The organism is Halosolutus sp. YCN4 (genome assembly GCF_059736495.1).
Genome location: NZ_JCASSM010000004.1, coordinates 1 through 12883, shown reverse-complemented (window position 1 = coordinate 12883; position 12883 = coordinate 1). Strand labels below are relative to the sequence as shown.

General features: G+C 65.7%; 15 protein-coding genes. 8 read left to right on the top strand and 7 right to left on the bottom strand.

All coding sequences use genetic code 11. The annotated features are described in order from the left end of the window. Positions 1 to 217: 217 nt before the first annotated feature. From AC6I6X_RS14810 to AC6I6X_RS14795, 4 genes are all read left to right on the top strand, one after another. On the top strand, positions 218 to 1192 hold the full coding sequence (locus tag AC6I6X_RS14810; RefSeq protein WP_497931319.1) for an aldo/keto reductase: 975 nt from the start codon (positions 218 to 220) through the stop codon (positions 1190 to 1192). Between the two features lie 257 nt (positions 1193 to 1449). Beyond that, positions 1450 to 2208 (top strand): ZIP family metal transporter, encoded by a 759-nt coding sequence (locus tag AC6I6X_RS14805; RefSeq protein WP_497931318.1) that lies wholly within the window; start codon positions 1450 to 1452, stop codon positions 2206 to 2208. A gap of 48 nt (positions 2209 to 2256) precedes the next feature. Next, positions 2257 to 2886, top strand: a complete 630-nt coding sequence (locus AC6I6X_RS14800; protein ID WP_497931317.1) for a class I SAM-dependent methyltransferase — start codon at positions 2257 to 2259, stop codon at positions 2884 to 2886. Between the two features lie 38 nt (positions 2887 to 2924). Continuing rightward, positions 2925 to 3152 (top strand): thiamine-binding protein, encoded by a 228-nt coding sequence (locus AC6I6X_RS14795; RefSeq protein WP_497931316.1) that lies wholly within the window; start codon positions 2925 to 2927, stop codon positions 3150 to 3152. 26 nt (positions 3153 to 3178) lie between these two features. On the opposite strand, the gene AC6I6X_RS14790 is transcribed toward AC6I6X_RS14795, so the two are convergent. Together AC6I6X_RS14790 and AC6I6X_RS14785 are read right to left on the bottom strand one after the other, a co-directional pair. Further along, positions 3179 to 4339, bottom strand: coding sequence for a methionine adenosyltransferase (locus AC6I6X_RS14790; RefSeq protein WP_497931315.1), 1161 nt, complete (start codon positions 4337 to 4339; stop codon positions 3179 to 3181). Between the two features lie 91 nt (positions 4340 to 4430). Next, the gene (locus AC6I6X_RS14785) at positions 4431 to 4985 is read right to left on the bottom strand and encodes a DUF8170 family protein (RefSeq protein ID WP_497931314.1); all 555 of its coding nucleotides are present in this window, start codon (positions 4983 to 4985) and stop codon (positions 4431 to 4433) included. 228 nt (positions 4986 to 5213) lie between these two features. On the opposite strand from AC6I6X_RS14785, the gene AC6I6X_RS14780 reads away from it, so the two are divergent. Further along, positions 5214 to 5630 carry a PadR family transcriptional regulator gene (locus AC6I6X_RS14780; RefSeq protein WP_497931313.1) on the top strand — a complete coding sequence of 139 codons (417 nt, stop codon included), beginning with the start codon at positions 5214 to 5216 and terminating at the stop codon, positions 5628 to 5630. A 66-nt stretch (positions 5631 to 5696) separates the two neighbouring features. On the opposite strand, the gene AC6I6X_RS14775 is transcribed toward AC6I6X_RS14780, so the two are convergent. Continuing rightward, positions 5697 to 6236, bottom strand: a complete 540-nt coding sequence (locus tag AC6I6X_RS14775; protein ID WP_497931312.1) for a CBS domain-containing protein — start codon at positions 6234 to 6236, stop codon at positions 5697 to 5699. Positions 6237 to 6292: 56 nt separating this feature from the next. Next, entirely contained in the window at positions 6293 to 6646 is a 354-nt protein-coding gene (locus AC6I6X_RS14770; RefSeq protein WP_497931311.1) for a DUF555 domain-containing protein, read from the bottom strand. A 307-nt stretch (positions 6647 to 6953) separates the two neighbouring features. On the opposite strand from AC6I6X_RS14770, the gene AC6I6X_RS14765 reads away from it, so the two are divergent. Together AC6I6X_RS14765 and psmB are read left to right on the top strand one after the other, a co-directional pair. Beyond that, positions 6954 to 7124, top strand: a complete 171-nt coding sequence (locus AC6I6X_RS14765) for a hypothetical protein (protein WP_497931310.1) — start codon at positions 6954 to 6956, stop codon at positions 7122 to 7124. Positions 7125 to 7309: 185 nt separating this feature from the next. Further along, entirely contained in the window at positions 7310 to 8038 is a 729-nt protein-coding gene (gene psmB, locus AC6I6X_RS14760) for an archaeal proteasome endopeptidase complex subunit beta (protein WP_497931309.1), read from the top strand. A gap of 175 nt (positions 8039 to 8213) precedes the next feature. On the opposite strand, the gene AC6I6X_RS14755 is transcribed toward psmB, so the two are convergent. Then, positions 8214 to 9335, bottom strand: a complete 1122-nt coding sequence (locus AC6I6X_RS14755) for a Gfo/Idh/MocA family protein (protein ID WP_497931308.1) — start codon at positions 9333 to 9335, stop codon at positions 8214 to 8216. Between the two features lie 282 nt (positions 9336 to 9617). On the opposite strand from AC6I6X_RS14755, the gene AC6I6X_RS14750 reads away from it, so the two are divergent. Next, entirely contained in the window at positions 9618 to 10316 is a 699-nt protein-coding gene (locus AC6I6X_RS14750; RefSeq protein ID WP_497931307.1) for a ThuA domain-containing protein, read from the top strand. Between the two features lie 15 nt (positions 10317 to 10331). Here AC6I6X_RS14750 and AC6I6X_RS14745 read toward each other — a convergent pair whose 3' ends face one another. Together AC6I6X_RS14745 and AC6I6X_RS14740 are read right to left on the bottom strand one after the other, a co-directional pair. After that, positions 10332 to 11618, bottom strand: coding sequence for a TIGR00341 family protein (locus AC6I6X_RS14745; RefSeq protein ID WP_497931306.1), 1287 nt, complete (start codon positions 11616 to 11618; stop codon positions 10332 to 10334). A gap of 128 nt (positions 11619 to 11746) precedes the next feature. Beyond that, positions 11747 to 12598 (bottom strand): eIF2B alpha/beta/delta subunit family protein, encoded by an 852-nt coding sequence (locus AC6I6X_RS14740; RefSeq protein ID WP_497931305.1) that lies wholly within the window; start codon positions 12596 to 12598, stop codon positions 11747 to 11749. Between the last annotated feature and the right edge of the window lie 285 nt (positions 12599 to 12883).

The window sequence follows — 12883 nt, the reverse complement described above, 5'->3', positions numbered from 1 at the left end:
ACGGCCGATGACGGGCGCGTTCAATCCCGGCTGAACACGCGCTTGATTCGCGAGACGATGCCGCTGTCGTCGTTGCGAGTCGCGTCTCGGTGGTTACGTTCGTCAGTCATACGTCAGGACGAAATACAGATTCGTCCTACTCAAAATTGGCGGGACGGGGCGCGGTTGGATCGCCGGACCACGTACAGTTTTGGCCGTGTCGCGTGTACGCGCTCGCATGGAGTACACGACGCTGGGTGACACCGGCATGGAGGTCAGCCGCCTCTGTCTCGGCTGTATGAGTTTCGGGTCGAGCGACTGGCGCGAGTGGGTCCTCGACGACGAGGAGAGCAAGCGAATCATCGATCGGGCGATCGACCTCGGGATCAACTTCTTTGACACCGCCAACATGTACTCGAAGGGGGAATCGGAGCGCATCCTCGGCGAGGCGCTGGAGGGCCACCGCGAGGAGTCGGTCGTCGCCACGAAGGGGTACTTCCAGATGCGCGAGGACGACCCGAACTCGGGGGGCCTCTCCCGGAAGGCGATCGAGCAGGAACTGGCGGCCAGCCGCGACCGGCTGGGGAAGGACACGATCGACCTCTACCAGATCCACCGCTGGGACCCCGACACGCCGATCGAGACGACCCTGCGCGCGCTCGACGACGCCGTTCGCCGCGGGCACGTCCGCTATCTCGGCGCGTCCTCGATGTGGGCTCACCAGTTCGCCGACTCGCTCTACACGAGCGATCGGCTGGGCCTCGATCGGTTCGTCACGATGCAGAACCACTACAACCTCGTCTACCGGGAGGAAGAGCGCGAGATGCTGCCGCTCTGTGAGACGGAAGGGGTCGGGGTCCTCCCGTGGTCGCCGCTGGCCCGTGGGTATCTCACGCGCCCGCACGAGGAGATCGACGCGACCACCCGCGGCGAGACGGAAGAACGCATGTACGAGCACCCTTACCGCGAGGGCGGCGGCCGGGAGATCAACGAGCGCGTCGCGGAACTCGCGGCCGACAAGGGCGCGACGATGGCCCAGATCGCGCTCGCCTGGCTCCTCCACAAGGACTGGGTCGACGCGCCGATCGTCGGGACCTCGAGCGTCGAACACCTGGAACAGGCCGTCGAGGCGCTCGAGATCTCGCTGTCGGCGTCCGACATCGCGTACCTGGAAGAGCCCTACGAACCGGTGCCGGTGTCGGGCCACGACTGAAGCGTCTGCTGTACCGATGTCCCGGCGCAACCCCGTAGCGGTCGCGGTTGCACCGGAACTGGCTTACAGTAGTCCGTACGACGCGATCCGCGGACCGCCCTCCCGTTTCGGCGCGCGTTACACTCTCGATCGCGGGAGTGCCACGTCGTTCCGAGACGGGCTTTATCATCGCCGCCGGCGTGGCCTCATTGTATGGAGCCCCTTCGAAGCGATCCCGGTGACGCCGCCGGGTCCGTCGCGTACTCCACTTAGAACACATGGGACCGCTCGGCTGGATCCTCGGTACGACGTTCCTGATCAGCCTCCTCGCGTGGCTCGGGATCCTGGCGCTGTTTTTCAGCGACGAACTGCTGGACCGGATCCTGCTGGCCCTCGTCGCGCTCGCCGCCGGCGGACTGATCGGCGGCGCGTTCCTGCACCTGCTCCCGCGCGCGATCGAAGAGTACGGGCAGACGGACACGCTTCCGCTGTTTCTCGCCCTCATCGCCGGCTTCTCGCTCTTTTACGTCCTCGAACAGTTCATCCACTGGCACCACCACCACGGGGCGACCCACGAGCACGAACCGGTGACGTACCTCGTCTTGCTCTCCGATACGATCCACAACTTCATCGACGGCCTGGTCGTCGCCGGCGCGTTCGTGCTGGGTGTCGACGTCGGCCTCGTGACCGCCGCTGCCATCGCACTCCACGAGATTCCCCAAGAGATTGGCGACTTCGGCGTCCTCGTCTACGGCGGCTTCGAGCGAACCCATGCCCTCGTCCTCAATTATCTGACCCAGACGACCGTCATCCTCGGCGGGGCCACGGGGTACTACCTCTCCGGCCTCGTCGAGGGAACGCCGGTCTTCCTCCTCCCGTTCGCGGCCGGCAACTTCGTGTACATCGCCAGTTCGGACCTGATCCCCGAGATCAAAAGCGAGGAGTCCCTCGGACGGGCGCTCGGCTATTTCGTCGTCTTCCTGTTCGGCGTCCTGTTGATGCTGGGCGTCAAACTCTTCTCGCGCGGCGTCAACTGATCGAACTCGCACCGAACGTTCGTATGGCTCCGCCTCGTACGATCGAGCATGTCCAAGGTAGCGCCGTTCGAGGAACACACCGATCGATACGAGGGCTGGTTCGAGGCGCACGAGGACGCCTACCGGTCCGAACTGGCGGCGCTGGAACGCCTGGTGCCGTCGACCGGCTACGGAATCGAGATCGGCGTTGGGAGCGCGCGGTTCGCCGCACCACTCGGACTGGACGTCGGGATCGATCCGGCCGAGGCGATGCTCGCGTACGCCCGCGAGCGGGGGATCGACGTCGTCCGGGGCGTCGCCGAACACCTGCCGTTCGCGGACGACGCGTTCGACACCGCGCTGATCGTGACGACGATCTGCTTCGTCGACGACGTTCCGCGAACGCTGTCCGAGGCCGATCGGATCCTCGACCCGTCCGGTCGGCTCGTGATCGGCTACATCGACAAGAACAGTCCCGTCGGCGAGATATACCAGGAGAAGAAAGCCGAGAACCCGTTCTACCGGGACGCGGTGTTCGTCTCGACCGAGGAACTCGTCGACGCCCTCGAGGCGGCCGGCTTCACCGACTTCGAGTTCGTCCAGACGATCTACGACTGGCCCGGAGACGTCGACGGTCTCGAACCGATCGAGGAGGGGTACGGCGACGGGTCGTTCGTCGGCATCGAAGCGACCCGATAGCGGCACGATCTTATGCTCGATCGCGACGTGCGAGCCCCGTGACTGCGATCGGCGAACCGAACGTCGTCCCCGTTCGGGACGGTAGCGTGGCGGAAGAGATCGCGAAGGCGATCGACGCGCTCGAAGCGTTCGACGTCGCCGACGGGATCAATCCGGTGGGAACGATTCTGGAAGCCGACGACAAACGAGCGGTCAGCCAGCGCGCCAGCGAGAAGGTCACCACCGTCGAACGGCACCTCGGACGGGACGCCAGGCGGCGCGAGTGACCGGCCCCGCGCGAGGTCGAGCAGCGCTAGAACAGTCGCACGTCGCCGGCCACGAGGTCGCTGGAGAGCGAGTCGATCGACTCGAGTTCGGCGGTGACGACGCGCCGAATCGCGTCGTCGTCGGCCGCCGTGGTCTCGACGTCGACGGCCACGGGTTCCGTTACCGGCGCGCCGATCCGCGACAGGAGTTTCACCCCGGCGTACTCGGCGTCGAGGTCCCGATGGATCCGTTCTGCGGCCCTGGTCGCGACGACGTTGTACAGTTTGCCGACGTGGCTGACCGGGTTCTTCCCCGCCGTCGCCTCAAGGCTCATCGGACGATGGGGCGTGATGAGTCCGTTGGCCCGGTTTCCCCGGCCGACGTTCCCGTCGTCGCCCATCTCCGCGGAGAGTCCCGTTTCGGTGAGGTAGATGCTCCCGCTGTCGACGTCGTCGGCGGCGTTGACGGCGACCTCGACGTCCCTTTCCGTCCGATCGCTCGCGTAGCGGGTGGCCAACGCCCCCACCTGCGCCGTCACGTCGACGTAGTCCTCGACGCTCGAGACGTACCGGGAGACGACGGCGGCAGCGACGGTAAGCCGGAGTTCGTCGTCGGTACGCCAGGCCAGCAGCTTGATATCGTCGCCGATCGCCGGAATCCGTTCGCGAAGTTCCGCCTCGAGTCCGCGGACGATGCGGTCCGTTTCGGACGGGGGCGCGTAGCCGACCCCGATGCTGGTATCGTTCGCTCCCGGGCGTTTCGGGCCCTCGAACAGGGTTTTCAGGTCCGCGGACGCCTCGCCGAGCCGCGGGTCGAATTCGATCGCGTCGGCGGGCAGGTCCTCGAAGTGCTCGTCGACGTACGCCCGTGCGGCCTCGACCGCGAGTTCGTCGACCGGAACGCGGTGACCGTCGACGGTTCGGGTCGCGCGGCCGCTCAGGAGGACGTAGATCGGGTCGACGATTTCGCCGCCGCCGAACGCCGGCTCCGTCGTTCCGGCGACGAGCTGGACGCTGTCGGTGTTGTGATGGAGCACCCGGCCGAACTCGTCTACGTAGTAGCGTGAGAGGCGTCGCGAGATCGCTTCGGCGATCCCGTCGCAGATCGAATCGGGGTGGCCCAACCCCTTCCGTTCGACGAACTCCGTCGGTCGCGACGCGACGGGATCCCGATCGAGGTGCTGGACGGTGAACGACGGGTCGGCCATGGATGGATTCCACTCGCCGGAACGACGTATGCGTTGCCCCTGTTGCGAGATTTCGGCACCATACCCGTCGACCGGGACGAACGGCCGCCCGTCACGGGATCTTTTCGACGACTCCGACCAGGTCCTCCTCGGTCCGCCACTCGTGGAGTCGGCCGCGTTCCGCGAGCAGGTCGAAGACGGCGTCTTCCATCCAGCCGTACGGGTATTCTTCGTCGGCGTCGGGATACGTCCGCTTGAGGACGTAGCTCTTCCCGAAGTACTCCTCCGTCCCCACGAGCATCCCCTGTTCGACGAGGAACCCGCTGGGTTCCTTCTCGGCGACGCCGACGATGTTCGTGACGAGGTCGGCGATCAGGCAGAACTTCTGGATCCCGTTGTCCCACCCCCCACGAACGTCCGACATCATGAACGCATAGGCGTCCGGGCGGCGGTTCAGCCGATCGACGACGAGATTCAGTCGCCGGATCGGTTCGCGATCGTAGTTCCCGAGCACGAAGTACGTTCGATCGTGCTCGAAGACGGGGGTCAGTTCGGAAAGCGAGTGCAGGATCGCCTCGTTGTCCGCGAGCGAGAGTTCGTCCTCCCCGAGTCGATCGCTGGCGCTGGTGAGGATCTCGTCGGGGACCGGCTCCTCGTCAGGTGGCATAGGGGGACATTCTCGCCACCCGTAAAACAACGTTACCGTGTCGATTCCGATTTCCGATACCGAGCGGATCCGGCGAGCGGTTCGATCCGATCGTCGATCGCGGTGGGGTACTCGCGGATGTTTTACCCTGAGGTGAATTACCCTGGAGTGATTTACTCCGGGGTAAATTCATCTAGAGTAATTTACTCTGGGGTAAACTACTTGGTAGTGGACTTCGTACGGGGTCGTATGAGTACCGACGTGGGGACCGGCGAGGGGGCGGCAAACCGCGAACTGCTACACTTCGTGACCCAGGAGACGCGGTTCGCGCTCGTCACCAACATCCTCCAGCATCCCGACCAACTGCCGTCGATGTACGAACTGGAGCGACTCAATCCGAGCGTGAGCGACGCGACGGTCTACAAGCACGTCCAGAAACTCATCGACGCCGGCATCGTCGAGGAGGTCGCCCTCCCCGACGACGAACGCCAACAGGGCTATCCCTGGAAATTTTACGGCCTGACCGACGAGGGTCGCGAGTTCCTCGAGCGCCACAGCCTGCTCGCCGCCGAAGAGACCCTCCAGCGCATCTACGAGACGATTTCCGACAAACCCGAGAAGATGGTCCGGTACGAGAACGCGCCACGGCCCGATCGCGACGGCTGATCGGGGCCGAGACGTGTCGATCGCGATCGACGCGCGTTCGGGACGACGACGGGAGTCGGGGACGACCTACGAGAGTCGAGCCGCGATGTCGGCCTCGGTAATGATCCCGACCGTCTCGCCGGCCTCGGTGATCATGACGGCCTTGTAGTGTTCGAGGAGGTTGCTGATCTCGTCGAGCGTCGCGTCCTTCGAGACCGTCGGGAAGCTCTCGCTCATGTGTTGGTCGACGGGTTCGTCCCGGGCCTCGGAGTCGAGGTGGACGAGGTCGCTCTGGCTGATCGAGCCGACGGGGATCCCGTCCTGGATGACCGCGAGCTGGGAGTAGGCTTCCGCCTCCATCTTCCGGGCGGCCTCGCTGACCGGATCGTCCGGAGCGACGCTCACGACGTCCTCGTTCATCAGGTCGTCGGCGCGAATGACGTCGCTTTCGGCCTTCTCCAGGGCGTTGACGATCCGGCGGAGCGTCGAGAGCCGCGGATCCACGTCGCCGCCCTCGATGCGGGCGATCAGCGGCTGTGAGACGTCGGCCGTGTCGGCGAGTTCGCTCTGGGTCAACCCGAGTTCGGTCCGGCGCTGGCGGAGGTCCGCAGGCGTGGGAAGTTCCATATCCCACAATAACCACGGGTTATAGAAAGTTGTTTGGGTGCGTGCCGTCCGTGCCGTTACTCGTCGTCGGGAGACTCGATGACCTCGACGACCGACAGCGGGACGTCCCGCAGCGCGCCGCCGACTTCGCTCTTTGCGATCCGGGAGGCGTGTTCCTCGCTGTCGGCGTTGAACACCTCCATCTCGAGGCCCAGTCCGACGAGCGCGGTGTCGGCGGCGATAAAGGCGGAGTCGAAGGGTTCGCCACAGGCCGGACAGCCCGTCGCACCGACCTCGACCTCCACGTAGTCCATGTCTTCGCTGTTGAGTCGTTTCCCGGCCTCGCTGACGGCGACGCCGATCGCGTCGTCGATCTCCTCGACGTCACGGACCAGCCATGCCGCTTCCATCGCGACGAGATAGTTGCCCATACGTCGTGGTTGGGCCGAAGGGTTTCCTGCTTTGCGGTTCCGGCCGAGGGCGCATGGCTCCCGACGGTCGAACGCGGCCGGACCGCGCACGTGAATCGAATAATGTCCATAAGTTACGAGACAACAGCGAGTCGATTCGGGCCAGGATAACGGAATTCCCGTCTCGAGACCACTTCGGTTGTCCGTTTCGCAACTGCGGTTGAATCGCAAGCAGGCGACGACCCAATACCGTGCTAACGATCATTATATATCTCGTAATTCAAGAAGGTTTATATACGACCCTCGTCTGAGCCACGGCTGAACGCTGATGAAATCCCGCGTGCACCGCGCGACCCTGTTCGCACTGTACCAACTGTGCATTGCGATCGGCATCGTCGCACTGCCACTCGCGATCGCCACCCGCCAGGTCGGGTTCACACTGCCGATCCACCGACTCATCGAGTCGGTCGGAGCCGCCCACGAGGCCGCCCAGCCCTAGATGGACTAGAACCACCCGCTCGTTCTGCCGATTCCGTACCGTCCAGCGACAGTCACGGCGACCCACGTCGGGTCCGCCACCGCGTTTTCCCGCTCGAGTGGCGACGCGATCGGATTCGGGCGAAAGCGGAAACCCCGGCGGTGACCGCCGGGGTTTTATATTGTGCCGGCCGTACAGTTCCGTCAATGCGTCATCCACAGCATTCGGACTTCTCCCGGACGGTCGACCAGTTGGCCGACGATCCGAACCCCTACGAGCCCGAAATCGGCTCGATGCCCCGGAACGACCTCTCGCGTGCCGACCTCGACAACGTCAACAAGACCGGCACGACGACGATCGGCATCACGACGGCCGACGGTGTCGTCATCGCGACGGACATGCGCGCCAGCCTCGGCGGCCGGTTCGTCTCGAACAAGAACGTCCAGAAGGTCGAACAGATCCACCCGACGGCCGCCCTGACGATGGTCGGCAGCGTCGGCGGCGCCCAGTCGTTCATCTCCAGTCTCCGCGCCGAGGTCAACCTCTACGAGTCCCGACGCGGCGAGGACATGAGCATGGACGCGCTCGCGACCCTGGCCGGCAACTTCGCCCGCGGCGGCCCGTTCTTCGCCATCCACCCGATCCTCGGCGGCGTCGACGAGGAAGGGAGCCACGTCTACAGCATCGACCCCGCCGGCGGCGTCATGGAGGACGACTACACCGTCACCGGGTCGGGCATGCAACTCGCCTACGGCCACCTCGAACAGGCCTACGAGGAGGACATGTCCAACGAGGAAGCCAAAACGGTCGCCGCCCGCGGCATCAAGTCCGCCGCCGAGCGCGACACCGGGTCCGGGAACGGGGTCTTCCTCTGTGAGATTACCGACGAGGGCGTCGACATCCACGGCCACCACGACTTCGACGACGTGATCTGACGCGGCCGACGCGCGCTCGATAGTTCTCCCACCTTTTTCGATCTTCAATCGGCGAGGAGTACTGCAACCGTATCGAACGTCACACCCATTGGGATCGTCGAGACTTGCCGGTCGGACTCCCGCGTAATTTACAGACAATCGATCGCTATCAGTTCTGGATCGTCGCGGCGCCGCGTCAGTTGATCCGGGTTCGCCGTTCGACTTCGTGTTCGGGTTCGGGCTCCGCCAGTTGCGTCGCACGACCGGTCTCGCTCGATCGGTAGATCGCGTCGATCACGCGCTGGACGGTGAGGGCTTCCTCGATCGTGTTGGTCTCGGGTGTCGCACCCGTCGCGATCGCTCGAAGGAACTCCTCGTCCTGCTGGGTGTAGCCGGTCAGGGAGGGATCGCCGGTGAGCGAGACGTCGGCGTAGTGGTCACAGCCGGTGGTCCCGGCCTCGAGAATCCGCATGTCCGTGTCGCCGATGTCGAACTGCGCGCCGCCCTCGGTGCCCCGGATCCGGAAGTCCATGCTCTCCTCGCGGTTGGTCGCCCACGCGGCCTCCAGCGAGATGGTCTGGCCGGCCGCGGTCCGGATGAAGGCGCTGACGGAGTCGTCGACCTCGTAGGTTTCGGCCTCGGCGTCCCAGTTGTCGCCGAAGCCGTCGGGATCGGCGTACTCCTCGCGGGTTCCGAAGGTCGTCCGGGCGACGCCCGAGACCTCGGTGATCTCGGGGAAATCGAGCGCGTAGAGCGCGAGGTCGAGCGCGTGGACGCCGATGTCCAGCAGGGCACCGCCGCCGGCGAGGTCGGGGTCCGTGAACCACGACCCCGGGCCCGGAACACCGCGCCGTCGCACGTAGTTCGCCTCGACGTGGGTCAGGTCGCCGAATCGTCCGCGCGCGTCCTGTTCCTCGAACATCGCCATCGACGCGGCGTGGCGGTTGTGGAACCCGACCATGCAGACGGCGTCGGACCGGGCCGCCGTCGCGGCGATCCGTTCCGCGCTCTCCAGGTTGTGCGCGAGCGGTTTCTCGACGAGCACGTGTCGGCCCGCCTCGAGGGCGTCGACCGCGATCGGTTCGTGGAACCGGTTGGGCGTGGTGACGATGACCGCGTCGACGGCGTCGTCGACGACGAGATTCTCGTGGGTCTCGTAGGTTTTCGCACCGAACTCGTCGGCGAAGCGATCGCGCTGTTCGGCGACGAGGTCGGCACCAGCGACGACGTCCGCGCCGAGATCCCCGACGCTCCGTGCGTGGAGGTGCCCCATTCCACCCAGTCCGACGATACCGACACCGATGCCCGAACCGATCATCGCGAAACACCCGATTGAGAGAGACGACCTGCGCCTGAGCGGTGAGAAACGAGCCGTTTCGGTGTCGTTTGCGTGCGATCCCAGAAGTCCATACAGGTAGACAGCCGGCGATCGAAATAAGGGTTGTGACCGATTAATCTGTGCAGTCCCATTATCATTCAGGGGGAATGATAGTATTTCTTTGTCCAGTGGCGGCAGAAATATCGCAATCGTTCATTTCATCCTGCTCGTCGCGGCGCGCAACCGGCCGACTGAAGCGTCTCGGCCGCAGACGTTGCGGCGATGGTCGCAGTCACGATCTGGAACGAGTTCCGACACGAACGCGAGGACGAGGACGCCGCAGCCGTCTATCCCGACGGGATTCACGGGACGATCGGCGACGCGCTCGCCGATCGGGGCCACGAGGTCCGGACGGCGACGCTCGACGAACCGGAACACGGGCTCACCGAGGACGTCCTCGCGGAAACCGACGTCCTCTGCTGGTGGGGCCACACGGCCCACGACGAGGTCAGCGACGAAATCGTCGATCGCGTCCACGACCGTGTTCTCGCGGGAATGGGACTGGTCGTCCTCCACTCGGGCCACTACGCGAAGCTCTTCAAGCGGCTCATGGGGACCACCTGTAGCCTCCAGTGGCGCGAGGACGGCGGCACGGAACGGCTGTGGGTCGTCGATCCCGGCCACCCGATCGCCGACGGGCTCGACGAGTCGATCGAACTCCCCGAAACCGAGATGTACGGCGAACCGTTCGACGTCCCCGAACCCGATCGACTGGTCTTTACGAGCTGGTTCGAGGGCGGCGAGGTGTTCCGGAGCGGCTGTTGCTACCGGCGCGGATCGGGCCGAATCTTCTACTTCCGCCCGGGCCACGAGACGTACCCGATCTACGAGAACGAGGCGATCCAGCGGGTCCTCGACAACGCCGTCGAGTGGGCCAGCCCCGTGGCGGGGGCGCCGCGATCGTTCGGCGAACGGGAGTGACCGGCCGACCGGTGCTCACCCGCTTCGTTGCGTGTCGACCAGTTCGACGACGACGTCGAGGTCGACGCCGGTCGCCGATTCCAGTCGCTCGCGCACCCGATCGGCGAAGTCGTCGGGTTCTCGTTCGCCTGGCGGCCGTTCGACGACCAGGGCCACAGACGGCTCGTCGCCGGTGTAGACGTCCACGAGTTCGTACTCGACGCCGGTCTCCCGGAACTGCAGGTCCGCGAAGGCGGCCTCGTCGTTCATCGTCTCGAGTTCGGTCTGGATATCGTGTTCGACCGCGGCCGTCCGGTAGGTCCCGTAGGTGACTCCGCCGAGCACGACCGATAGCACCGCAATCGCGACGAGAAGCACGACGACCCGCGATCGCAGCCGACCGTAGACGTGCTCGATGCGCTCCGAGCGGTGCGGCCGATAGCCCGAGAGCCACAGCAGGATCAGCGCGGTGAGGTTGATCGAGAGCAGGTTGATCAGGACGAGCGTGCCGGCGGTGAGGACGACGGTCGGGTGGCTCCAGGCGATCCCGAGTCCGACGGTGGCGGCGGGCGGCACGAGCGCGACGGCGATGGCGACGCCGACGAGCACCGACCCGACGTTGCGAACGAGACTGATGACGCCCGCGACGCCCGACCCGAGAGCGAGAAACAGTGCGAGGACGTTCGGCGTGGTCCGTTCCTCGATCTGGGGGACTGTCGTGATGTCGAACCCCGGCGGGAGCAACACCGTCCCCCTGAGGAGCCAGCCGACGATCGCCGCCGTCGCGACGGCGACCGCGAGTCCGACCACCTGCAAGAGGACGCCCCGCGTCGCGAGGTCGTCGTCGTCGACGACCACACCGACGCTCGCGGCGAGGGCCGGCCCCATCAGCGGGGCGACGACCATCGCACCGATGATCGTCGCCGCGGAGTCGAGCAACAGTCCCGCCGTCGCGATGATCGTACTCACGACGAGCAAAGTGAAGTACGTCGACGCCGCGGGCGCGAGATCCGCCGCCCGCGCCTGGAGTTCCTCCCGGGAGATCCTGGTGCCGGCGAACTCGCCGGTCAGGTCGTCCGTTCGGTCCGACACGATCGTTTCCGCCGCCGTGACGACGGTGTAGGAGGCCTCGTCGAGTCCGGCGGCTCGAAGCTCCGCGAGAAACGGCTCGACGGCGGCCGGCGGGACCGGGATCGAGACGAGCGCCTCGAACTCCCCGCGACTCGTCTGCTCGGAGACGGCGTAGTCGAGGCCCATCGCCGTCGCCGTCTCGAGGACCCGTTCCAGATCGCCGCGCGGCACGAACACCTGTACCAGGCGCATACCCCCTCTACGACGGACCGTGGGATAGGCTGTCCTCACCCGACGGATGACTGTCAGGAGGCCGTGTATCTGCTCGACCGCCCGTCACCGACCTCGATCGAATCCGACCGCCGCGTCCGAACGCGATCTCAGAACTCCTGGCGGCCCTCGTCCGTGATGACGCTCTCGAGGAGCGAGACCGGCGTGGCGTCGTAGGCGGGGTTCTCGACGGCGAACCCCTCGGCGGGTTCCGGCATGACCTCGCTGCCGGGCCGGAACTCGTTCTCGAAGACGAACCCCTCGGTGACGAGCTTCGAGGCCGCGCCGAGGACGGTAACGGGGACGTCCAGTTGGGCCGCGGTGGCCGCGATCGGAAACGTCCCGACGCGGTTGTAGAGGGTGTCGTCGACGATACAGTCCATGCCGACGACGACCCGATCGCACTTCGCGAGGTAGAGTCCGTTCGCGCTGTCGGTGATCAGCGTCGCCTCGACGCCCTCCAGGTCGGCGAGCGATCGGGCGGTCTTGCGTCCGATGTAGCGAGGCCGAGCCTCGGTGATGTAGACCTCGAACGATTTGCCGGCGTCGACGGCCTGTTCGAGCGCCTCGAGTACCGTCGAGGAGTAATCGTGGGTCAGGAGTGTCGCCCCGTCCTCGAGATGGGTGACGGCGTTTTCGGCCGCCCGGCGCTTGGCCGACTCGACGGTGTCGACGACCTCGTCGATCGTCTCGCTCGTGAGTCGTTTGGCCTCCTCGACGCTGGCTGCCCCCGCGTCGGTGACGCCGTCGACGACCGCCCTGACGGCGTTCTGTAGCGAGGCGTGGGAGGGGTTGGCCCGCCGGAGCACCGTGCCGTTGCGCTCGAGCGCGCGCTCGAACTCCTCGACGGTGGCGAACTCGCGGTCGGTCAGTTCCTCGAGGGCTCGCGCCGCGTTGACCGCCACTACCGAGGAGCTGTGGGTCTGCATGTCCTGGATCTCCTCGACCGTCTCGTCGATCATACCTGCACGAATTCCCGTCAGCGGGAAAGGTGTTCCGGGTAGTGTCAGTGGCGGGACGAGCGTCGCGCCACGCTCTGCGCTCGGGCGGCCCCATCGATCGCCACCGTTGCCGGCCGAGTCGACACACGATCGGCCCCCGACGAACGCGACGTCGCCGGGGCATTGTTCAGATTAGCCTGTTCCAGCAATACGCGAAGCTCTGCAGCCACGTTTCGGCCGTTTCTGGATCGGCGTTTCTAAAACAATTTCCAAATTGATAGGTTCGCCGTTTTACTTCTTGGAAAA